Raw genomic sequence first — 22,579 nt, 5'->3', positions numbered from 1 at the left:
ATTTTTACATGAATATTCTATTAACAACGGCGTAAATAATAGGGTAGTTACCATTATCAGCTTTAAGTATAGTCGTTACTTATAAACTCTGATTGACATCGTGAATTGCGTGCCCAAAAAGCAGCATATTTTAGTTAAGATCTGAGGGCGTGATGTAAATAAAAAAGCACGCCTAGTTTTTGTTAATGGCGTGCTTTAAATTAGGCTGTAAGTAATTTGTTAAAAAGCGATTGAACGCATTTTAACGTGAGTTATTGGACTTGAAACGACTTGAGTTTGATGTCGCCTTGCTCATCGCCTTCCTTAAACTGCTGAAGCCTTACCAGCGCGTAATTCAGTGAAGGTGCAAACCACGCAAAGGTTTCGCGCTTTTTAGAGTCGCGAATAAGCTTTACCTTTACCGTTTCTATTTTTCCGAAAGGTAACGATAACACTTCTTCATCAACAACCTGAACGCCATAATGACGAAGTTCGCCGCGGTAGTTTACGAAGTCATAATCTAACGACGTTTTACCTTGCGCCAATTGCTTAGCTAGATCGATACGGTAAATTTGATTATCAAACTCACCGTTCCAGTCAAACGTCTCGCCATTCTCGACAGCAATTTTTCCTTGGCCTTGCTGACTAAACGTAACTTTAAGCTCTTTATCAGGACCTGTACCCGAGCGATTATAGTAATACTCAGACGGTACTACAGTATTATCATCGACCGTAAAGATAGAGTGTTCGCTGCGCTTGTCGGACAGGAAAAACTTCGACACCTTTGACGTATATATTAACGAATACTGCTTATCGCCTAATTTCGAAAGCTCAATATTAGCTTCGCCTACGTCGTCACCCCACTTGTATGCGGTATAGGTTGCCTTGTAGGGCTGGAGCGGTAGCGCTGCATTGTTAGCAGCATCTGTGCTAGGGTTTGCTTGCGCAAACGTTGAAAGCGATACTGCTAACCATGCAACTAAAGCTAAAGGCTTAGTCGCTTGCATAACCAGATTCTGGTAATTCTTGCTCATCTAAAACTGCCTTATTGTTTCGCATCGATAGTCGTCCTGCACTAAACCATGATAGTACGACAGGGTAGATGCGGCGTTCTTGTTCCTGAACACGCTCAGCCAAGTCGCTAGCCGTATCTTCATCAAACACGGGCACACGACTTTGAATGATAACCGGGCCGCCATCAAGTTCAGGTGTGACAAAGTGCACGCTTACACCGTGCTCTCTGTCTCCATTGTCGATTGCTCGCTGATGCGTATTCAAACCTTTGTATTTAGGCAACAAAGATGGATGAATGTTCACTAATTTTCCAGTAAAGCTGTCGACAAACTCAGGAGTTAAGATACGCATAAAGCCAGCAAGAACCACACAGTCTGCGCCGAAAGCGTCAATTTGTGCTTTAAGTGCTTCATCATAAGACTCTCGACTATCGAATCCCGTGTGATCAAGACATACAGCGTCGATACCTGCTTCTTTAGCGCGTTCAAGACCGTAAGCATTAGGACGATTGCTAATTACACCGCTGATTTGAGCGTTAAGACGACCGGCTTTTATTTCATCGATAATGGCCTGTAAATTACTGCCATTACCTGAAATAAGTACGCATAGTTTAGTTACACTGTTACTCACGCGTTAATCTCTACTTGCTCTTCACCGTCTTTTGCAGCGATGTCACCGATTACCCATGCATTTTCACCGTGTTGCTTAAGGATATTAAGCGCTGCGTCTGTGTCATTTTCATCGACTACGATAACAAGGCCAACACCACAGTTAAAGGTACGGTACATTTCGTGTTGAGTCACGTTACCGTTTTCTTGCAACCATGAAAAAATAGCAGGCCATTCCCACGTGGTTTCATCAATAACCACTTTTGCATCTTCTGGAAGAACGCGTGGAATATTTTCCCAGAAACCACCACCTGTGATGTGAGAAATTGCGCTAACTTCAACCTCTTCAAGCAATGCCAATACTGATTTAACATAAATGCGAGTAGGCTCTAGAAGCTGGTCGATGATTGGCTTACCGTTGAGGTCGGCGTTTACATCAGCACCACTAACTTCAATAATTTTTCTAACTAGTGAGTAACCGTTTGAGTGAGGACCCGATGAACCAAGTGCAATCAGTTTTTGCCCTGGTTTAACGTTAGTGCCGTCAATAACTTTATCAGCTTCAACCACACCTACGCAGAAACCTGCAATATCGTAGTCGCCATCGTGATACATTCCAGGCATTTCGGCTGTTTCACCACCTATCAATGCACAGCCTGCTTGCTCACAGCCTGCGCCAATGCCGGTAACAACTGACGCGGCTACATCAACGTCTAGCTTACCAGTGGCATAATAATCTAGGAAAAATAAAGGCTCCGCGCCTTGTACGATTAAGTCATTGACACACATTGCTACTAAGTCGATACCAACACCGTCATGACGGTTAGCATCCATAGCAACTCTTAGTTTTGTACCCACGCCGTCAGTACCTGAAACAAGTAGCGGCTTTTTATATTTGGTCGGCAGTTCGCAAAGAGCACCAAAACCACCCAAATTACCTTTTACTTCTGGTCTATGGGTCTTTTTGGTAACAGATTTTATGCGTTCAACAAGTTGATTACCTGCATCGATATCTACGCCTGCATCTTTGTAACTTAAAGAGGTTTTATTTTCGCTCACGGTTGGGCCCTGAAACTAAGAGGTAGAAAACCGCGGATTCTACCAGCAAGTCGGCACAAGTCCAATTTGTGATGTCTATTTTATACGCTTTTTGATCTTTTTTATTTTAAAGGTGAAATTAAACCCAATATAAAAGACAATAGATGGCTATCGTTTGGTGAACATCTTGCTGAGTAAAATGGCTTGCGTTGGAAAGCGGAGCAATCAACGCGAATGGTAGACCGATTTCAAACGTATTTTCAAATAGGCTAAGTTCATTATTGGGTAGGTAAGGAATTGATTTTAAGAAGGTATGGAGTGTCAATGTCGACGGCAGTAATGCGTAACACCAATGAGATATACAATAAGAGAAAATGGTTAAAGGGTATTTGGGGTACCTCATTTTTAGCATTGATTAGCTTTAGTGCTTTTACACATGCGGCTCAGCGCGTTGTTGTAAATGAAGCGCAAATACAAGTTGAAGATCAAACTCAGCGCACGCAGCAAGTGGCACTCAAAAAAGCTTTAAAGCAAGTGTTTATCAAAATGTCGGGAAGTATGAGAGTGCTTGACAACCCCGGTGTGAAAGCTGCCTTGACCTCTCCTCAATCTCTGCTTCGCTCATATCGCTTTGCGTTTGATAACAACCAAACCTATTACGTCGCTGAATTTGACCAAGCAAAGCTCAATGAAATATTACAGCGAGAACTACTGCCCCTTTGGGGAGACAGGCGCCCAGAGACTATCGTTTGGATAGTTAATGAAGACGAAAAAGAAACCCGCGTTATTCTTGATGAGTCGTTGAAAACAGATTTACAACTTGCACTAAAACAAACTGCAAAGGAGCGGGGCGTGCCTCTCAGCCTGCCTTTGATGGATTTAACTGATAGCGTGAATATCTCTACCTATGATGTGTGGGGCCGTTTCGTTGAACCGCTCCGTAAAGCGTCAATGCGGTATAGTGTTGATAATATCATTGGTGCCAGGGTGTATCGCAATGATCCAAGTACGATCCCTGATTTACCTGAAAACGTTGTACCGTCTGGTACCGTAGAGTCATTAGACGCAGTACTTACTGACGAAGCCCAAGCCAAGCATCAAAACGAATCTCAAAATGCCTATGAACAAGGCACAGCAGAAAGCTACTCGTCAGTGGATAGTAGTGAAGACGTCATTGGCAATGATAATGCAATGACTCACCAAACTTTAGGGCATGCTGAAGAGACGCCATTAATGGGGCAGCAGCAAGTAGATAACACTACAGCACCTTTCACCATGAATGAATTTGCCGACTACGCTAAGCGTGCGGATGAAGGCGAATATGCGCTAGATTGGGTTTTCGTCGGTGGTGGAAAAGTAAGCTACGGCAGCATATATGGTGATTCACCTAAAGCGCTTGGTAATCAGCTAGTGGACGCATATTCCAATTATCTATCTTCTCTTTATGCCATTGTTGGCATTGATGTATCTGAACGTGAAGTGATCAAGGTTTCAATTGCCAACATTGGTTCTATTGGTAGTTATGCAAGTGCTACGGATTATTTGAATAGTTTAAGTGTGATAGAAAACGCAACCTTGGTAGAACAGTCGGGAACAGTAGCAACGTATTCTCTTACACTAGTAGGAACAGTTGATGACTTACTCAACAGTATTAAATTGGAAAACAACCTTCGCCCTGTGACTGACGCTTATGGACAAACCGTTCAAGGACACAGTTTCTATTGGAGTAATTAATATAGCATGCAGTTGCCATTGCCCGTAACGTTACCCGTTGACGAAAACTTCGATAGTTTCGTTACAACGGGCAACGAAGAAGTCGTATCAGTTCTTGAGCAAATTGCAGATGCGCTGCCGCATTGGCGAGCTGCTCACGAATTAGGGCCGCTGGCTTCGCTGCAGCTTCCATTGCTGACCTTGTTGGGTAGTACTGCCGTAGGTAAAAGCCATTTGTTGTTCGCCACCTGTCACCAACTAGCGGGCAAATCAGTTAATCATCTCTATCTGAACCTTAATGACCATAAAGCCTGGTCTTTGGACATTTTCGAGGGTTTAGAGAATTTGTCGCTTATTGCGCTAGATAATATACACGCAATTGCTGGCGATATGCTTTGGGAAGAAGCGTTGTTTGATTTATTAAACCGCGTTATCGAAACCAAGCAGGCAATAGTTATGTGCACCAGTCAACTTGGCCCATCAAATCCTGCTTTTGTGTTGCCTGACTTACGCTCACGCTTGGCATGGGGGGTTGTTTATCATGTTGATCAACTTGATGATAGCGGCCGCGAAGAAGCGGTACGTCTGCGCGCGGCTGAACGTGGTTTAAAACTCTCAAATCAAGCGCTACAGTTTTTGCTGCATCACAGCGAGCGGGATCTGAAAAGCCTCATGTCTTTGTTGGCTCGCCTAGACACGCGTTCACTACAAGAACAAAAACGCCTATCGGTGGGCATGGTTAAGCGCGAGCTTAACTTAAATTAGTCAAAGCGCGAGCTTAACCTAAATTAGTCGAAGCGCGAGTTTAACTTAAATTAGTCAAAGCGCGAGCCTAACCTGAGATAATCAACGCAAGCGTAACGTTAATTTGCGACGCTGCCTAGTAGAGCGCGGTTCGCATTTTCTTTATAACCTCTAGTTTCTCTTCTTCTTGTTATGAGTAACAGAAGTAGCCTCGAACTCTTCAGCTAACGTCATTACATTCTTGTTAATAAGGTCCGATTGTGGGTCACTACTTAATACCAAAGCTCTATTTGTGCCAGGCTGCTCATTGGGATTGGTACTCGATGCTGACTCTCGCCATGTCACATCATTAGGAAGAAGGTAGGGTGCAGGTAACGAAGCTTGTATAACAGGCACATTGAGTTCAGGTAAGATCCTACTCACTACATAATCTACGCGCTGAGTAACGTTATCATCACTCACGCGATTTCGCTGTGCCCAGGTGGGTATAAATGTACCATCTTCCAGTGTCTCACGTGTGAATACACCAACATCAGCCTCCGCCTCAAGGCGATAAAGCATCATGAATCGTTCAAACAAGGTGGCAAGGTCTTCTCGCTCTGTAAAGTAAGCGTAGAAGGTTACCGCAGCGTCTTCTTCAAACCAATTAGCAACCTGCAACGCTGTGTAATTGCGCTGCGCACTCGATGCTGTCGTTCCGCCATACATCACTTCTGCAAGTGCATGTAACTGCGAAGATCTTAAGGGTAAAGAAGATGTTAGCCCGGTAGAAATAGGTGAAGTATCGTCATAGGAAGAAAGGGGACTCTCGTTGCCACTTAGCTGCTGCCATTCTGTATGATCAAAAAAATCGTTGGCGTGAGCCAGTTCGTGATATAGCAAATAGCTCAGCGCGGCTTCAATATCTAGCGTGCTTCGCGATTGTCGCTCTGCGACATTTGAAGTGCTGATAATAGGAAAATAGTAGGCGCCATCTTTTACATACCTCCACGACGTTGTGAAATCCAAATCACTACCAAAGCCGCTTCTGTAGTCAGGCCGAGTGTTCAGCGTATCCCGCTCTTGCGGCGTACGCCAGAAACTGTTGGCGTCTAAATATATAGCACCTGTGGCAACCCAATAAAAAGAAGGGCGAATGTCGTAGGATATAACAATAGCATTTGTTGCCCGTAGCAGTTGTAACATGTCGTCACGAGTGGCCGATGTCTCTAAGAATGCTTTAAATGCATCACCCATCCAAGGGTGTGACACATATGTTCTATCTAAAATATCGTCAATAGTCGGGTTTTCTGTCACTTGACCAATCAAAGGTAGTTTGGAGAAGCTACAGCTGCTTGATACCTGGTTGTTGTATACGCAATCGTTCAGTGCAGCAGCATAAGGGCTATTCACACGATAGGGCTGCATATGCGCACTGACGGTTTCTGGAATGCTCGTTTCATCATCAACGAAATAGCCATTACGATTAACGTCAATGTTTTTGACCAGCACTTGGGCCACGTCAGTGACTACGTCGCCGTTTGAAAGCGTAACTATACTTTCAATTTCTATGACGGCGTCGCTGTTGACACTGGGGGCTTGAAAGTAGATTGAATGAGAGTAATCGCCCTCATCGTAATTGAAGCTATCAATGGTGGCACCTGAGCGCTGGCGCCACTCTATATCAGTAATATATAAGCCTTGCGCATTAACTGTGTCAACGCGCAGAGAAACCCGTCCACCCTCTGAGGCTTCATGACCTAACCGTAATGCAGCCAATGGTGCCGTGTTTTCGTTGACTTGCAGTGTTAAAGTATCAGAGAGTGTTGCGCCGTTTTCCAGGCTCACATCCACAGAAATATCGAAACTACCAGAAGAAGTAGCATCAAAACCAATAGCTTGGGTATGGGAATTGAGCGGCTGCGTTTCCATGCCTGAAACTTGCCAATTTATATCGGTGACTGTCATACCATTTGGGGCGGTAACAACGAAGTCGACGGCATCGCCAACAACCGCAGTGGTAGAACCTGAAATACTGATTGTTGGCGTTGGGGCGGGCGAAGCAGGCGCTGAACTGTCGTTTGACCCTGAACCTCCGCACGCTGCAAGTAAAATTACAGAAATAAATATTGATGAGAACTCAGTTAAACGGCGTGCCATCTCAACCCCTTAATAATAATTTTTTAATGCGCTTTGCTTTGTATTTTACACGTTGGCATTTTTTAACTTACCGGTGGGGTTGAAGACTATAAGCTATTGCTTGCTTTGTTCGAAACGCGCTTTTTCTTCCTGCATTTCTTCTTTTAGCTTTTTAAGACCTAACCCTAATTCGCGACCACGTTTTCGGGCAAATGCACTACAGCCAACGAACATTCCGGTGCACAAGATTATTTCTACTACCGCATACCAGCGTTCATCAGGTACTGCATATGCGACAGTACAGCCGTGAATTAGGTAGAATAGAACAACAAAGTTTGCCCAAGCGTGAGTATAAGGCTTACCTTTTAAAACACCCCAATAGGGTAACAATAAAGGTAAAATATAAAATAAGGCAATAAATATTGGTGAGTATGTATGCGCTTTAGTAAATGTAAATTGCCAAAGGGTTATCCATACTATCAACCCGGTGTGGCTTATTAATGCTAGATAGCGAAAAAAACGCGTATCTGGTCCCATGTTTATTCTCCGAAAAAATCAGGTTTTAATGTTTATGTTAATTCCGCAATGACGAATGTTTGGTACTGCGTTATTCAGACGATGTTTGCCAACTTCTTAGCAAACATCGCGAGCCGTTTGCCTTGCGCAAAACACAGTGCTTTTTCGTCTGCGCTTAGCTGTTCTGGCGCACTCAAACTGTGGTGCGCTACATGTGTGACACCGTAGGGGCTTCCGCCCATTGTAGTGTTGTGCAATTCAGGCTCACTGTACGGTAATCCGCAAATTATCATCCCGTGATGAATAAGTGGCACCATCATTGAAAGTAACGTTGACTCTTGCCCGCCATGCATCGATGAAGATGATGTAAATACACAGGCAGGTTTATCGATTAAGGCACCTTTTAGCCATTGGCTACTCGTTGAGTCTAAGAAGTGCTTTACCGGCGCCGCCATGTTGCCAAAGCGGGTAGGGCTACCCAACGCGAGTGCGCTGCACTGTTCGAGCTCTTGTAGCGTGACCTCTGGCGCTGTTTTTGTCGCGTCATTCGATGATTGTGCTTCGTTAATGCTTTTAACAGTGCGTACTATAACGGGCACATCTTGTGATGATATGCCTTGGGCTATAGCATCGGCCAGACGCTTTGTGCTGCCGTGACGGCTGTAATAAAGTACAAGAACAGGTTGCACTACAGTATTTCCAATATCGCTTCTGGTGGACGACCAATACGTGCTTGATCGCCCTTTATTACAATTGGGCGTTCAATAAGCTTTGGCGTTTCAGCCATGGCTTCAAACAATGCGTCGTCAGTTACAGTGTTATCACCCAGATTTGCTTCTTTATATTCTGTTTCTTTAGTACGCATCATCTCTCTAACCGATCCAACGTTAAGTTTTTTAAATATCGATTCGAGTTCATCAGCGTTTAGAGGGGTTTTCAAATATTCGACAACAGACGGAGTTGCACCTTTTTCTTCAAGCAACGCAAGTGTTTGTCTGCTCTTAGAGCAGCGTGGATTATGAATAATAGTGATGTCTGACATAAAAGGCCCTTTACTGATTGTTTCTTTTGGCGCGAACTATTGCGTTTTTGCCCTCGAATATCAAGCAGTTTACCCGTAACGCTTAGTAATTTGAGCATTATCCCTTTTTCACTTGGTCTAAAAGTACATAAGGCTTCCAATTAAAATCTGTTAGAGAAGGGCATAAGAATCTGGCACTATGGATTAAACACAAGTAATCAGAGGTCTACATGTCGTTCTCACCATTATTCAGCAGCATGGGTAAAGCTAAACCTCTGCTTCTTACTTTGCTTTTTGTTGCTGCCGTTGCGGCTGGCGCCTTCACTTACAAAAATCTTCAGAATGACTTTGAAACGCTAGATGGCGAAGCGTACCGCTGGCATGAGCTTAAAGGGCAGTGGGTGGTAATCAATTATTTTGCGCCGTGGTGCGCGCCGTGTCTCAGAGAAATGCCCGAGTTGGCGTCTTTTCATCAGTCGCTGCCCGACAACACACAACTATTTGCCATTAACTACGACCCTAAAACTCAGTCAGAATTAATCCAAATGACTGAAAAGTTTAGTATTAATGTGCCTGTTATTATAGGTACCTCCGACACTGTTTTGCCAATGGCAAAACCACCTTATCTGCCAGCCACTTACATAATAGGTCCCGATGGAAAGGTAAAAGATACGTTAATGGGCGAAATAACAGCAGCAGGCTTGAGGCAGCGCCTTATTGAATTAAAAAGCGCTGAGTGAAGTAAGTAGAGCAATGTGGAAAAGCGCGGAATAGTGCCACACCATGTTAATAAATGCTTTATAGACGCTCTAAGCGTTCTTCTTGGTCTCTAAATTGTTCTATACGTGCCCTAATCCTTTGTTTTTCAAGGTGGTTGTCACCTGCAAAGTTGTACGCATATTGAAGCTCATCCACCGCACGATTGTATGCGCCGTAAAGTGCGTAGACTTCGGCTTTACTTTGATGCATTTGCGAAAACTTTTTGGACTTCTGATACGCCTCGCTCATAAGCTGATGCGCAATCTGGTAATCCTTTCTTACCAATAAAAAGTCTTTTAATAACGATATGGCGTCATCGTATTTTTGTGCGCTTATCAAGGCGTTTGCTTGGTTGAGTGCCAACACTTGGTTTCTAGGGTTATGTGTAATATGGGGTGTTAACAGCTCCATGGCCTTTAATGGTTGACCCAAAGAAATATAAATATCCGTCATCGCATCGAGATAAAAAAGGTTCCCTTTATCAGCGGCAATGAGCTGATCCATTATTGTTTTGGCTTTTTCGATTTTTTCTGCTCGCATGTACGCCAGTGCCAAACCGTATAGTGAGGCCTCTTTGCTGCGCTGTACGTCTTGCGCTACCGCCGCTTCGAAATACTCAATCGCGTAGTCGGCTTTAAAGGAGTAGCGTGACTTTATGCGCGCTTTTGCTAGCTCGAACTGTTTGTTGATTGGCAAATAGCGTTTTGGATAATCACTGGCGCGACTTCTCGCGTCAGCAATACGTGTCTCGGTTAAGGGGTGAGTAAGTAGTCGTGCTGGCGGTCGAGAAACCATACGGTATTCTTCTGCCATTGTTGAGAAAAACGATGCCGCTGCATTGGGATCAAAACCGGCTCTCGCCAGCATAGCAATGCCTATTCTGTCTGCTTCTTGTTCGTTTGAGCGGGTGTAGTCAATTTGCATCTGTGCAGAGGCTGCTGAACCTGCCTGCATGGCCGCAATACCCGCTTCTGGGTTAGCCATTGCAATGAGTACACCACCGATTAGAGAAGCCAATGCCAATGGCGAAGAGCGCTGCTGCGCCTGCATCCGTCGCGCAATATGACGCTGTGTAACGTGAGATATTTCATGGGCAAGTACCGATGCTAGTTCGCTCTCGCTCTCCGCTCGGCGCATTAAACCAGTGTGAACACCAATATGTCCGCCAAAAAACGCGAACGCGTTGATAGCGTCGTTATTGACCCAAAAAAATTCGAATGGAAACTTTGCGTTGTCAGCGTGAACAACGAGTCGATTTCCAACATCTTGAAGATACTCATCAAGCACCGGGTCAGAAATAATGGGACTCTGTCCACGCATTTGACGCATTACTGCATCACCAACGATCATTTCCTTATCCAAAGAAATGGCGTCCGAAGCCACCACCCCTATCTCGGGGAGGGCATTCTTATTGCTGTAGTTGGCATCTTGTGCAACAGCTGTTAAGCTCGATGTGAGCATGAAGGAAAGGGCAACCAAAGATGCTGAAAACTTTTTTCTCATGAACCTACAATCATTGTATACGGTTAATACTGCTTAATTCTTAGAGCGCTAAGTTGCTAAACAGTTTCAAATTTTATTTATTTCTTATATGCATTATTTTCAAATACACAAGGCAATATCGCCTAAGCCACTTCGTTTATGACACAGTGTTTGTAACAATGCGACACGCAAGCGCATCCAGTTTATTAGTTTAGTGTTGTAAGACCACTCTACACATTAATGCTTATACTGTAAAAACATCATACCAGTTTGATTTTGAAAGATTCTTAACTACTACTTATTGCTAATTGCCTGCGCTATCAACTATGATGCGTGTCCTATTCTTGGTTATTTCTAGGCGTTCCTATGATTAGCGTTTTTGGTCGATGGTACCGACGCAAATTTTCCGATCCAGATGCAGCGATGCTGCTGATTTTGATTCTTCTAACTACAACAGTATTGCTGTTGTGGGGCGAACTAATTATGCCTGTGCTGGTTGCAGCGGTTATAGCCTATTTGCTTGACTGGCCGGTAAGTCGCTTGGTGAGTGCTGGCGTTAGCCGAACTCTGGCATGCGGAGTGGTTATGCTCGGATTCATCACCATCACTATTTTAACCTTGATTGGTTTGGTTCCCATTATCTCCAAGCAGAGTGTAAACCTGATTCAGGAAACGCCGTTGATTTGGCAAAAAGCTCAAGAGTGGATATTGACGTTGCCAGATAAATATCCAGATTACGTACAGGTGTATCAAATCCATCAAATGATGGAAGGGTTAAATGACAAGTTAGTAGAAGTGGGAGAAACCCTAATTTCTGCTTCCTTCAGTAACATCGCCAATTTAGCCGCGCTGCTAGTTTATATGGTGCTGGTGCCCTTGATGGTATTTTTCATGTTGAAAGACAAGCTTTTCTTTCTAGATAGCATTTCTCGTTTATTGCCAAAAGAACGCCGCTTAATTACCCAAGTGGGCCACGAAATGAATTCACAAATTGCTAATTATATTCGCGGCAAGGTGATTGAGATTATTATAGTTGGCGTAGTGAGTTGTGTAACTTTCGTTCTTATGGATTTACGTTACGCCATCTTACTTGGGGTTTTAGTCGGGTTTTCTGTACTTATTCCATATATCGGTGCTGCAGTGGTAACTATACCTGTCGCAATTGTTGCAATGTTTCAGTGGGGTATATCGCCAGAGTTTTGGTATCTAATGATAGCTTACGGCATTATCCAGGCGTTAGATGGTAATCTACTTGTTCCGTTATTGTTCTCTGAGGCGGTAAGTCTTCACCCGCTTTATATCATTGTTGCTGTTTTGGTGTTTGGCGGTCTTTGGGGTTTTTGGGGGGTGTTTTTCGCCATACCACTTGCTACGCTGGTAAAAGCTGTGGTTACTGCATGGTCAAGCAATCCTGTTGCTATTCCCGAAGAGGCAAAGTAGCAAACGCTAAGTGTAAAAAAGCCCCGATAGCTTTACGTTATCGGGGCTTTTTTTCTAAGTGAGAAATTTAGCTGTTCAGGTAATCAAGAACAACCGTGTGGTGTTCTTTTGTTTTGAACTTATTGAAAACATGCTCAATTACACCGTTCTCGTCTACTAAGAAAGTTTGGCGGTGAATGCCGTCGTATTCTTTACCCATGAACTTTTTAGGGCCCCACACACCGAAAGCATCAGCTACCGCGTGATCTTCATCAGAAAGAAGGGTAAAGTTAAGATTTTCTTTTTCAATAAATTTAGGCAAACGCTTCACGGCATCTGGGCTTACACCCAGCACAACCACATTTTTTGCTGTAAGTTCATCATTAACATCGCGCAGGCCTTGTGCTTGTACTGTGCAGCCTGGCGTCATGGCTTTAGGGTAAAAGTAAACCAGTACTTTTTTGCCGGAAAAATCAGTTAAAGAAACGGTCTCGTCGTCTTGATTTTGCAGTGAAAATTCTGGGGCTTTATCACCAGCTTGTAACGTTTTCATTGGGATCCTTTTTGTGTTTGTCTATTACTTTACCTGTCACATTTAACGAATCGAACAGGGACATTAGATCAGATTCTAAGGCATCAACATTTTCATCTGAAGGAAGCGACACTACAAACTTGCATCGCATGTTGTCTTTTCCGGTGGCTTTGTCTTTAAACGTACGCTGACGAAACGCACTTATCATTGCATGTCGGTCAGCGAAAAAGCCTGTAACAGCTTTAATGAGGCCCGCTGCATCTTCGCCGCTAAATTCTACATTGAAGAGGTGCGCAAGATTCTGTTTTTCATGATGACTTGTGCGCTTCATCATAGACAACAAATCAAGTCGTTGGAATAACGGTGGTAGAATACACTCTGCTTTCGTTACGGCACTCTGTGTTCCTTCTATGATCATCGTCAACGAGAACTCTTTGCCGTAGATAGCCTGCCTGCTATCAAGAATATTGCACTGAGCTTCTGATACTGTCGTTGCAATTTCGCTTAGAATGCCACTCTTGTCTGTGCCTAGAATGGTGACGATAAGTTGGTGTTTCGACATCTACTTCACTTCAATGTTAAGAATGTCTGGGATGTTAGCACAGAGTTTTTTTAGAAGTCAGCGCCTTTTTCTTGCGTTTGAATAAGATATTGTCAAATTCTTGTCATTTTACATGCGCTATTACTTGTGTTTAAGCACTGACATATTTACCATGTGCGCTCACATTTTGCGGAGAGATTATGTTTACTGGTAGTTACGTAGCACTCGTCACGCCGATGCTCGAAAACGGCGATATCGATTACAAGTCTTTAGAGAAACTTGTTAAGTTTCATGTTGAGCAGGGCACACATGGTATTGTGTCGGTTGGAACTACGGGTGAGTCGGCAACGTTACCGTTTGATGAACATATCGATGTAGTTAAAGAAACTGTAGCTATGGCGTCTGGTGCAATCCCAGTAATTGCGGGAAGCGGTGCTAACTCTACTGCAGAAGCGATTTTTCTCACAGAGCAGTTAGGCTCTACAGGTATTGACGGTTTTTTAAGTGTTGTACCTTATTACAACAAACCTCAACAAGCCGGTATGGTGGCACATTTTAATGCTATCGCAGATGCCAGCGATCTCCCTGTTATTCTTTACAACGTACCGGGTCGTACTGTAGCGGATATGCTGCCCGAAACCGTTGCAGAACTCGCAACACACAAGAATATCGTTGGCTTAAAAGACGCAACGGGCAATATCGGTCGTTTGAAGGCCACTCAGCCACTTGTTCCCGACGATTTCGTCCTACTAAGTGGTGACGATGGAACGAGTGCTGAATTTATGTGTGAAGGTGGGCACGGTGTTATTTCTGTTACTGCTAACATCGTACCCAAGGCCATTGCGCAAATGTGCGAAGCAGCGCTAAATAAAGATTTCGATAAGTGTCGAGCCATCGACGAGACAGTAAAGTTATTGCACAGTGACCTCTTCATTGAGCCAAATCCTGTGATGCCTAAGTGGGCATTATATAAAATGGGCATGATGGAAAGTGCTGTTATGCGATTACCTATGGTTTTACCGGAACTATCAAGCCAAAAACGTATCGAAGAACTACTAAAAAAATACGCATTGATTTCTGGTTAATAAGGAACACAGATGAAAAGAACGCTGGCTATAGCAAGTTCAGTAGCAATGGTTGCACTTGCAGGTTGTTCAAGCCAAATAGATAGAAAAACCGCGTCGGGTAGCTACGAGTACTTAAAAACTAAAGAACAGAAAACCTTAGAAGTACCGACTGAATTGGATGCACCTACTTTTTCAAGAGATTTTGCTGTACCTGAATTAGGTCAAGAAGCAGATCCATCTCTAGTTGGAAAAAAGCTAATGGTACGCTCCCCAGCGCTAGTACTTCCGCTAGTTACAGGTTCACATGTTGAAGAAGGTAAGAGCACAGCAACCATTTGGTTTGACCAAGTTGACGACAGCCAGCCTCTAAGCCAAGCCATTTGGAATTCATTATTGAGTTTCTTGGATGAGCAGGGCATTGGTGTGGATAGCTTCAGTCCTGAAGATAAAGTATTGATCACAGATTGGATGGTCATTACGAAAGAAATAGATGGCCCTTGGTATAGTTTTACTGACGAAGAGAGTGAAATAGGCCGTCGTTTTGAATTTAGTTTGGATGTTAAACCTCACGGCCGAAGTGCTGCACTTACGGTTGATTTAAAAGACTACATGCAGACCCTAGGTAATGATGTCGTTGCCGAGGTGTCTTCAATGGAAGAGCGCCGTGAAGAAGTAGACGTGTTAAACCAAGTAATTGGTCATTACGAGTACCAAATTCAGTTAGCTGAGACGCGAAGAATTGCGAAAATCCGTCAGGGTATCAAAACAGAAATGGGCTTTAATGCTGACGGCGATGCGGCATATATGGTTGAAGCCCAGTATGATGTGGCGTGGCCGAGAATGCTTTTGGTTCTTCGCAAGCTTGGATTCGACGTCAAAGATTTAGATAAATCAAACGGCCTACTATTTGTCACCTATAACGGCGACCAAGGTAGTTGGTGGGATGGTTTATTCTCAAGCGATGAAGCGTTACTTAAAAAAGGTGATTATCGTTTGAAAGTTGCTAAAGCGGGTGCAGATCGCACATCAGTTACCTTCATGAATAATGAAAGTGTACCGTTTGAAGCAAATCAGGTTTCCGACCTTTACAGTGCATTTGCTGAGGTCATGTCAGAAGATAACCTTGATATATAACTGAGACTGAGAATGGAAAAACGCGACGAGCTTTACCGCGGTAAAGCAAAAACTGTTTATTACACTGATGACAGCGATAAACTGATTCTTCACTTTAGAAACGATACTTCAGCGTTCGACGGTGAAAAAATTGAGCAGCTTGATCGCAAGGGTGAAGTAAACAACAAGTTTAACCACTTTATAATGACAAGGCTTGAAGAAGCGGGCATTGCAACACAAGTTGAAGCGCTGGTTTCTGATACCGAGTCTTTGGTTAAAAAGCTAGACATGATCCCTGTTGAGTGTGTGGTGAGAAATTTATCTGCAGGGTCTTTGGTCCGCAGACTAGGTGTGGAGGAAGGCAAAGAGCTTAATCCACCTATTTTCGAGTTTTTCCTTAAAAACGATGCGCTTCACGACCCAATGGTGAACGACTATCACGTCTTGTCATTTGGTTGGGCAACAGAAGCACAGATAGCTGAAATGAAGGCACTCACCTTCAAAGTAAACAGTGTGCTGAAAGCATTGTTTAACGAAGCCGGTATGTTGCTTGTTGACTACAAACTTGAGTTTGGTGTCGATAAGGACGGTAACATTGTACTAGGTGATGAATTTACACCTGACGGCTGTCGTCTATGGGATAAAGAAACCCGTAAGAAGATGGATAAAGATCGCTTCAGACAAGGCCTTGGCTCTGTTGTAGAAACATACATTGAAGTTGCTGAGCGTTTAGGCTTGTCTTTATAGTCATTGACCAGCTTACAGTTCGAATAAAAGAGGACCTTTTGGTCCTCTTTTTCATTTAGTGCATTAAAAATACCGTTCTTGTAGTAACTTATTTAGATGAAACATTCTTCAGTAGTTATCTTAAGTTTAGATTATTTAAAAGAATGATTGTCCAAGGATTAAAAATCAGCGCAAAGGAGCGGACATTGTTTAAAACACTTTCTTTAGTCACGGTGGCAATGGTTGCTTTTGCCGCAAATTCGCTGCTGTGCAGAATGGCGCTGGCGAATACAGATATTGACCCTGCGAGCTTTACCGCGTTGCGCTTAATAAGCGGGGCATTAGCACTTACGTTCTTGTCGCTCTTTTCTTTGCGAAGAGCACCAGGTGATTCAAGCCTTTGGGTGAACCTAAAACGTAATGCAACCTTCCTCGGTGGCGCGTCACTGTTTTTGTACGCACTATGCTTTTCATATGCCTATATTTCTATGGCTACCGGCACCGGGGCATTGTTGTTATTCGGCGCAGTACAGTTGACTATGATTAGCTTTGGCCTAGCAAGAGGAGAACGGTTTAAGCGTTTTCAATGGCTAGGTTTCCTCCTTGCATTTGCCGGTCTAGTAATTTTGTTGCTACCGAGTGCATCGGCGCCACCGCTTTTAGCTGGCATAATCATGGTCACCGCTGGTATTGCGTGGGGTGTGTATTCGCTGTTAGGCAAAAAAAGTAAGTCCGCGCTGTATGCTACATCGGGCAACTTTATATACGCATCTATTTTATGTATTCCATTAGTTGTGTGTCTATTTTTGCTAAATAATACTGAATTAGTATTCGATAGTACTGGTGTGTTGTTAGCGATTGTTTCCGGCGTTGTGGCGTCAGGATGTGGTTATGCAATTTGGTATAGCGTGCTGCCACTTATTAAGTCAACAACGGCCGCGACCGTACAATTGAGCGTTCCAGTTCTCGCAACCATGATGGGATGGGCAGTATTAGGAGAACAACTTAATCTTCAAATTTTAATCGCATCATTAGCCACTCTTGGCGGCATCTACTTAGTCATTAAGAAATAGATATGACCTAGTGCGCACTACTCATTGGCGCAAAAATTTATACTCCATATACTTTGCTAAACATTGGTTTTTTTTGGAAAAAAATAGAGTTTTTAGTTGTCTTTTTAGACTAAAGGTTAATGCTTGTCGCGTGAAACAATGCTAACGTGATATTTCTCTTAATCTTTCGAGCATTGGCATGCAAGGTGACCATCCAATAACGGTTAATAACCCAGGTCGGCTACTAACCTTAACGTATGTTGTTTCTCTTTCCATAATCGCTATTTTGTCATTAGTTGTTCACTTTATGCTAGACAGCGTTATCGCTGAACAAAACGATACGGGGAAAATAGTTAACGTAAGTGGTCAGCAGCGCATGTTGTCCCAACGAGCCAGTTTGTTTGCGGTGGATTTTCTTCTTAGCGGTTCTGAAAAGTCACAAAGGCTTTCTATAGCTGCAATAGAGAAAATGAAACAGAATCACCAGTTTCTCTTAACCGAGCATTTTGAAGCAATAGAAAAGGGCGAACCAAGCCCGTTGTCTGAAACACTTCTTAACCTTTACTTTTCTTTTCCCTCTGACGTAGATAACAAGATTAAGGTTTTTGAAGAGCAAATAAAAGCCGTGTTAACACAAGAAGCGGGGGCGGCAATGACTTTAAACTCAACGAAGAGCTTAAAGTTTCTTCAACTCGCAGAAAGCGAACTCTTAATTCCATTACACAATATAGTAGGACAATACGAGAAAGAAAGTCGTGAAAAAGTCGACGAACTTCGCCATGCGCAAAATATTGTTTTGGGCATTATTATTCTTACTATATTAATAGAAGCATTCTTCATATTTAGGCCTATGGTCGCAAAAGTCAGCCGTTTTGCAGAAAAACTTCAAAGAGATGCAAACTTTGACTTCTTATCTGGCTTATTAAACAGACGCGCATTTCAAATTGTTGCGCAGCAAGCCTTAGCCTACAGTCAAAGGTACAAACGCCCGCTTTCAGTAGTTATGCTAGAAGTTGGCTTTTTCAAACGCATTAACGATAGCTATGGGCATGAAGTAGGTGATAAGGCGATTAAGCACGTTGCTAAAATATTGAAAATGTCTTCTCGGAATGCTGATTGTGTAGCAAGAATAGGCGGAGAAGAGTTTGTACTATTACTACCTGATACTGACCGCGCTGGGGCATTCAAGTTAGCCGATAAATTAAGAGACCAAACCAGTAATAACCCTTTGGACGTCAACGGCAAATTTATAGACATCACAGTGAGTGGCGGCGTTTCTTTTGTAATGGATGACCACAATTCCATTGAGACTGCATTGTCACAGGCTGACGACGCACTTTATAAAGCTAAACAAGGTGGCAGAAATAATGTGCAATTGGCGTAGAGACGCTTTTTTGTGAATGGAGAAACTTAATTTGCGTTTTAGTTTTGGTGTAGTCAGGAGGCGTTGGTGAGTAAGTTTCAGGGAATAACTAATGAACGTGAGCGGCTAAGTGCATTAGAAAGGCTGGGCATAGTAGATACCCCGGTTGAAGCACGTTTTGACCGGATTACTCAGTTAGCGTGCCGAGCTTTCAATTGTAAATTTGCATTTATTTCGTTTGTTGGAGAGCGTCGTCAGTGGTTTAAGTCATCGTTGAACATCGATATTACTGAAACACCCAAGCACGAAGCCTTGTGCGTTCACACCATTGCGCAGCAAGACCCTTTAGTCATACCCGATATGTTGGAAGACGAGCGCTTCAGAGATAATCCTCACGTGAATGGGGGATCACATTTTCGTTTTTATGCTGGAGTACAGCTTGTGTTTGAAGGCTATGCGGTAGGAACGCTGTGTGTCCTTGACGATAAGCCCATGCAGTTTAGTGCGTCTCAAATTCAACAATTGAAAGGGTTTGGTGAGTTAGTCGAGAACGAACTTAACAAAAAGGACTATAACGACCTTTCCGATCAGTTAGAGGAATACCAATTTAAGTTAGCGCAAACACAAAAAATAACTCGCGTGCGGAGTGCTATTTTGGAAAAAGTGGTAAATGCAGAATCTTTACACACTGTTCTGCATGACATTGTTTATGCAATTGAAGCTGAATACAAAGAACAAATTTGCAGTATTTTGCTGCTTGAGAACGGAAGGCTCAAAAAAGGTGCCGCGCCATCGTTACCCGACTTTTATAATGACGCCATTGACGGGGTAGAAATTGGTGAAGGTGTTGGCTCGTGCGGTAATACCGCTGCAACCAATGAACCGACTATTGTCGAGGATATAAGTACACATCCATATTGGTCTGCATGGAAGGGGGTGGCAGCATCCGCAGGTGTAGCTGCGTGCTGGTCGCAACCTATACAAGGAGCGAATGGCGAGGTTATCGGTACTTTCGCCATTTATCATCGCAAGAAGGCGATACCCACTGCAGAAGAAAGAGTGTTAATTAGGCAATTTGCCCATATCGCCAGCATCGCTATAGAACGGGAATTGGCGAATAGAGTCATATGGAGACAGGCTAACTTCGATTCTTTGACGAGCTTACCCAACCGAAACTTGATGCTCGATCACCTTCAATTGGCGATGAAAACTGCCGATCGTGAGAATGAAAAAGTCGCGGTTGTGTTTCTAGACTTAGACAATTTTAAGGATGTAAATGACGCATTAGGGCACGATGTCGGCGACAAGCTATTGGTCGAGTGTGCTATGCGTATAAAACGCTGTTTACGCGCTGATGACACGGTATCAAGGTTAGGTGGCGACGAATTTGTCATTATTTTAAACGGTATACGTGGCTTAAGTTCGATAGAAAATGTTGTACAGAAAATTCGGAGTGAAATAATTAAGCCGTTTACGTTAGAGTTTGAGCGCATTCACACAAGCGCGAGCATGGGAATTACTTTGTATCCCGAGGATGCGACTGACGTAAAAGATCTATTAAAAAATGCTGACCAAGCCATGTATGGTGCAAAAGCCCAAGGTAAAAATAATTACCACTATTTTACGCACGACATGCAAGAAGCAGCAATTAGAAGAATATCATTATTGAATGACCTGCGTTATGCAGTAAAAAACAACGAACTGTTTCTTGAGTACCAGCCTATCGTGTGTTTCAACGGCTCAAAAGAGGTGAAAGCTGAAGCTTTACTTCGGTGGCAGCACCCCAAAAAAGGTCGTATAGCACCCGATGACTTTATTGCTTTAGCTGAAGAGTCAGGGCTTATTATTGAAATAAGCAACTGGGTTTTCGATGAAGTCACTAGACGAATAAAACAATGGCGGCGCGAGCATAGCAAGTTTGTTCAGATAAGTATTAACACGTCGCCTAGTCAATATTTTAATCAGGAATCTAATATCACTGAATGGTTAACTTTGTTACTAGAGAGAGGGCTCAGTGCTCGCTCTATATTACTTGAAGTTACTGAAAACTTACTCATGGAGGCCGATGCTGAAGTATCTAAAAAGCTGTTTCAATTCAGGCAGGCGGGGATTGGTATAGCCCTAGATGATTTTGGTACTGGTTTTTCTTCTATCTCTTATCTTAAAAAATTTCCGACTGATTACATAAAAATAGACAAGAGTTTCGTAAACTCTATGACTGATGTTAGCAACGACAAAGTGTTATGCGAAGCGATAATTGTTATGGCTAAAAAACTGGGCATTGGCGTTGTTGCTGAGGGTGTAGAAACACAAGAGCAGTTTGATATATTAAGCGCGATGGGATGTGATTATGCGCAGGGATACTTAATTGCGAAACCAATGCAACTCTCTGACTTTGAAGCTTACTTGAAAGAAAACTAGCGCGTTGCGCGCTAGTTTTATCGAGCATTCAAATTAATATCTATTTGAGCTTAAGAAAGCGTGGCTAGCGCCTTTCCAGAGTATTGGTTTAATTCGTCGATTCGGTTTTCTTTAATTTTGTTGGCCCAGTTTGGATCCTGTAGAAGAGCCCTTCCAACGGCAACAAGGTCAAACTCGTCTGCCTCTAACCGTTCAAGTAAATCATCGACCGAACGAGTGCTTGAATCTTGTCCTTTAAATGCGCCGAAAAAGTCGTCATTTAGTCCAACAGATCCTACTGTAATAGTGGGTTTGCCTGTTATTTTTTTCGTCCAACCAGCAAGGTTAAGCTCGCTCCCTTCAAACTCATTTTCCCAATAACGACGTTGAGAACAATGAAAAACATCTACGCCCGCTTCGCTTAGTGGAAGTAGAAAGTGCTCTAGCTCTTGAGGCGAGTGTGCTAAACGGGCGGTGTAGTCTTGCTGTTTCCATTGTGAGTAGCGCAGCACAATAGGGAAATCGGGTCCAGTTGCAGCGCGAATAGCTTTTATTATTTCCACTGCAAACCGACCACGATTCTCCATGCTTCCACCCCAGCTATCTGTACGCTGATTAGTGCCTTCCCAGAAAAACTGGTCGATTAGATATCCATGCGCTCCGTGAATCTCAATCCCGTCCATGCCGATAGTCTTGGCATCTGCAGCAGCTTGAGCAAAGGCAGAAATCACGGATTCGATGTGTTCAACTGTCATTGGTTCAGCGCCCTGTTTTCCAGGTTTAAATAAACCCGAGGGCCCGGCACTTGGCAGGTCAGGGTATGGCGCTTTGTCTGCGACCCGTGCCATACCGACGTGCCAAAGTTGAGGCATGATTTTCCCGCCTACGCTATGAACTTCGTCTACCACATTTTTCCATCCTGCTAACGCCTCGTCACCGTGAAATTGGGGAATGTTCGCATCCATCGTAGCGACTTTGTCGTTTACGGTAGTACCTTCGGTGATGATTAAACCTGTACCACCTAGAGCGCGGCGTTTATAGTAACCGGCCACATCGCTGGTAGGTATGCCGTTAGGTGAGAACTGGCGAGTCATGGGCGCCATAACGATGCGATTATTTAACGATAGGTTGCCTTGTGAGTAAGGCTTAAACAGTGCGTTTGCTGCCATCTTTTATCTCTATGTTTTTAGACTGTTTTCCGATAGTACTGGCGAGGTGGGCTAAGTCAATTTTCAAATGTTGATAGTAAGACATAAGTAAAAGTGACCTAAGAGCTTTTACACAACTCAAAATCGGCTTCACTCGTTTGTTTATATTTGTCGCTATACCAAGAAGAGCTGAGATAAATGAAAAGACCAAAAATTATAAGGGGAG

21 protein-coding genes are annotated in these 22,579 nt (G+C 43.4%); 10 read left to right on the top strand and 11 right to left on the bottom strand.

The window, feature by feature from the left end; all coding sequences use genetic code 11:
- Nucleotides 1-251: 251 nt before the first annotated feature.
- The 3 genes from ACXAGV_RS18720 to purM are packed head-to-tail and all read right to left on the bottom strand — an operon-like array spanning nt 252 to nt 2,660.
- Nucleotides 252-1,013: a DUF3108 domain-containing protein gene (locus ACXAGV_RS18720; protein WP_474874532.1), complete on the bottom strand. Its 762-nt coding sequence runs from the start codon at nt 1,011-1,013 to the stop codon at nt 252-254.
- On the bottom strand, nt 973-1,623 hold the full coding sequence (purN, locus tag ACXAGV_RS18715) for a phosphoribosylglycinamide formyltransferase (RefSeq protein WP_474874531.1): 651 nt from the start codon (nt 1,621-1,623) through the stop codon (nt 973-975). Before purN ends, ACXAGV_RS18720 begins: the two co-directional genes overlap by 41 nt.
- Complete coding sequence (purM, locus tag ACXAGV_RS18710) at nt 1,620-2,660, bottom strand: phosphoribosylformylglycinamidine cyclo-ligase (RefSeq protein ID WP_474874530.1); 1,041 nt, start codon at nt 2,658-2,660, stop codon at nt 1,620-1,622. The genes purN and purM overlap by 4 nt, the downstream gene beginning before the upstream one ends.
- Before the next feature lie 303 nt (nt 2,661-2,963).
- Here purM and ACXAGV_RS18705 point away from each other — a divergent pair, with 303 nt between their 5' ends.
- Nucleotides 2,964-4,373 (top strand): DUF2066 domain-containing protein, encoded by a 1,410-nt coding sequence (locus tag ACXAGV_RS18705; protein ID WP_474874529.1) that lies wholly within the window; start codon nt 2,964-2,966, stop codon nt 4,371-4,373.
- A 6-nt stretch (nt 4,374-4,379) separates the two neighbouring features.
- A complete protein-coding gene (gene hda, locus ACXAGV_RS18700; protein WP_474874528.1) occupies nt 4,380-5,117 on the top strand; it encodes a DnaA regulatory inactivator Hda in 738 nt (245 codons plus the stop codon).
- Nucleotides 5,118-5,267: 150 nt separating this feature from the next.
- On the opposite strand, the gene ACXAGV_RS18695 is transcribed toward hda, so the two are convergent.
- The 4 genes from ACXAGV_RS18695 to arsC all read right to left on the bottom strand — a co-directional run bounded on the left by ACXAGV_RS18695 (nt 5,268) and on the right by arsC (nt 8,772).
- The gene (locus ACXAGV_RS18695; RefSeq protein WP_474874527.1) at nt 5,268-7,235 is read right to left on the bottom strand and encodes a hypothetical protein; all 1,968 of its coding nucleotides are present in this window, start codon (nt 7,233-7,235) and stop codon (nt 5,268-5,270) included.
- A 93-nt stretch (nt 7,236-7,328) separates the two neighbouring features.
- Entirely contained in the window at nt 7,329-7,751 is a 423-nt protein-coding gene (locus ACXAGV_RS18690; protein ID WP_474874526.1) for a DUF2069 domain-containing protein, read from the bottom strand.
- A 74-nt stretch (nt 7,752-7,825) separates the two neighbouring features.
- Complete coding sequence (wrbA, locus tag ACXAGV_RS18685; RefSeq protein ID WP_474874525.1) at nt 7,826-8,419, bottom strand: NAD(P)H:quinone oxidoreductase; 594 nt, start codon at nt 8,417-8,419, stop codon at nt 7,826-7,828.
- Nucleotides 8,419-8,772, bottom strand: a complete 354-nt coding sequence (gene arsC / locus ACXAGV_RS18680; protein WP_474874524.1) for an arsenate reductase (glutaredoxin) — start codon at nt 8,770-8,772, stop codon at nt 8,419-8,421. Before arsC ends, wrbA begins: the two co-directional genes overlap by 1 nt.
- 209 nt (nt 8,773-8,981) lie before the next feature.
- Here arsC and ACXAGV_RS18675 point away from each other — a divergent pair, with 209 nt between their 5' ends.
- Nucleotides 8,982-9,491, top strand: a complete 510-nt coding sequence (locus tag ACXAGV_RS18675; protein ID WP_474874523.1) for a TlpA family protein disulfide reductase — start codon at nt 8,982-8,984, stop codon at nt 9,489-9,491.
- A 58-nt stretch (nt 9,492-9,549) separates the two neighbouring features.
- Here ACXAGV_RS18675 and bepA read toward each other — a convergent pair whose 3' ends face one another.
- Nucleotides 9,550-11,013, bottom strand: a complete 1,464-nt coding sequence (bepA, locus tag ACXAGV_RS18670; protein ID WP_474874522.1) for a beta-barrel assembly-enhancing protease — start codon at nt 11,011-11,013, stop codon at nt 9,550-9,552.
- A 345-nt stretch (nt 11,014-11,358) separates the two neighbouring features.
- On the opposite strand from bepA, the gene ACXAGV_RS18665 reads away from it, so the two are divergent.
- Nucleotides 11,359-12,432 carry an AI-2E family transporter gene (locus ACXAGV_RS18665; protein ID WP_474874521.1) on the top strand — a complete coding sequence of 358 codons (1,074 nt, stop codon included), beginning with the start codon at nt 11,359-11,361 and terminating at the stop codon, nt 12,430-12,432.
- 67 nt (nt 12,433-12,499) lie between these two features.
- Here ACXAGV_RS18665 and bcp read toward each other — a convergent pair whose 3' ends face one another.
- The gene (gene bcp, locus ACXAGV_RS18660; RefSeq protein WP_474874520.1) at nt 12,500-12,964 is read right to left on the bottom strand and encodes a thioredoxin-dependent thiol peroxidase; all 465 of its coding nucleotides are present in this window, start codon (nt 12,962-12,964) and stop codon (nt 12,500-12,502) included.
- The gene (locus ACXAGV_RS18655; RefSeq protein ID WP_474874519.1) at nt 12,942-13,505 is read right to left on the bottom strand and encodes a glycine cleavage system transcriptional repressor; all 564 of its coding nucleotides are present in this window, start codon (nt 13,503-13,505) and stop codon (nt 12,942-12,944) included. The genes bcp and ACXAGV_RS18655 overlap by 23 nt, the downstream gene beginning before the upstream one ends.
- Nucleotides 13,506-13,684: 179 nt before the next feature.
- Between ACXAGV_RS18655 and dapA the strand changes: the two genes are divergently transcribed.
- The 6 genes from dapA to ACXAGV_RS18625 all read left to right on the top strand — a co-directional run bounded on the left by dapA (nt 13,685) and on the right by ACXAGV_RS18625 (nt 21,226).
- A complete protein-coding gene (gene dapA, locus ACXAGV_RS18650) occupies nt 13,685-14,569 on the top strand; it encodes a 4-hydroxy-tetrahydrodipicolinate synthase (RefSeq protein WP_474874518.1) in 885 nt (294 codons plus the stop codon).
- Between the two features lie 12 nt (nt 14,570-14,581).
- The gene (gene bamC / locus ACXAGV_RS18645; protein WP_474874517.1) at nt 14,582-15,685 is read left to right on the top strand and encodes an outer membrane protein assembly factor BamC; all 1,104 of its coding nucleotides are present in this window, start codon (nt 14,582-14,584) and stop codon (nt 15,683-15,685) included.
- Nucleotides 15,686-15,697: 12 nt separating this feature from the next.
- Complete coding sequence (purC, locus tag ACXAGV_RS18640) at nt 15,698-16,411, top strand: phosphoribosylaminoimidazolesuccinocarboxamide synthase (protein WP_474874516.1); 714 nt, start codon at nt 15,698-15,700, stop codon at nt 16,409-16,411.
- Between the two features lie 185 nt (nt 16,412-16,596).
- A complete protein-coding gene (locus ACXAGV_RS18635; RefSeq protein WP_474874515.1) occupies nt 16,597-17,463 on the top strand; it encodes a DMT family transporter in 867 nt (288 codons plus the stop codon).
- Nucleotides 17,464-17,641: 178 nt separating this feature from the next.
- Entirely contained in the window at nt 17,642-18,826 is a 1,185-nt protein-coding gene (locus tag ACXAGV_RS18630; RefSeq protein WP_474874514.1) for a diguanylate cyclase, read from the top strand.
- Nucleotides 18,827-18,892: 66 nt separating this feature from the next.
- Nucleotides 18,893-21,226, top strand: a complete 2,334-nt coding sequence (locus ACXAGV_RS18625) for a sensor domain-containing phosphodiesterase (RefSeq protein ID WP_474874513.1) — start codon at nt 18,893-18,895, stop codon at nt 21,224-21,226.
- 50 nt (nt 21,227-21,276) lie between these two features.
- Here the strand turns inward: ACXAGV_RS18625 and ACXAGV_RS18620 are convergent, their stop codons facing one another.
- Nucleotides 21,277-22,374, bottom strand: a complete 1,098-nt coding sequence (locus tag ACXAGV_RS18620; protein WP_474874512.1) for an NADH:flavin oxidoreductase — start codon at nt 22,372-22,374, stop codon at nt 21,277-21,279.
- Nucleotides 22,375-22,579 lie beyond the last annotated feature (205 nt).

Source organism: Alteromonas sp. ABH4_453 (genome assembly GCF_056160665.1).
This window is presented reverse-complemented; position numbering and strand designations above follow the sequence as displayed.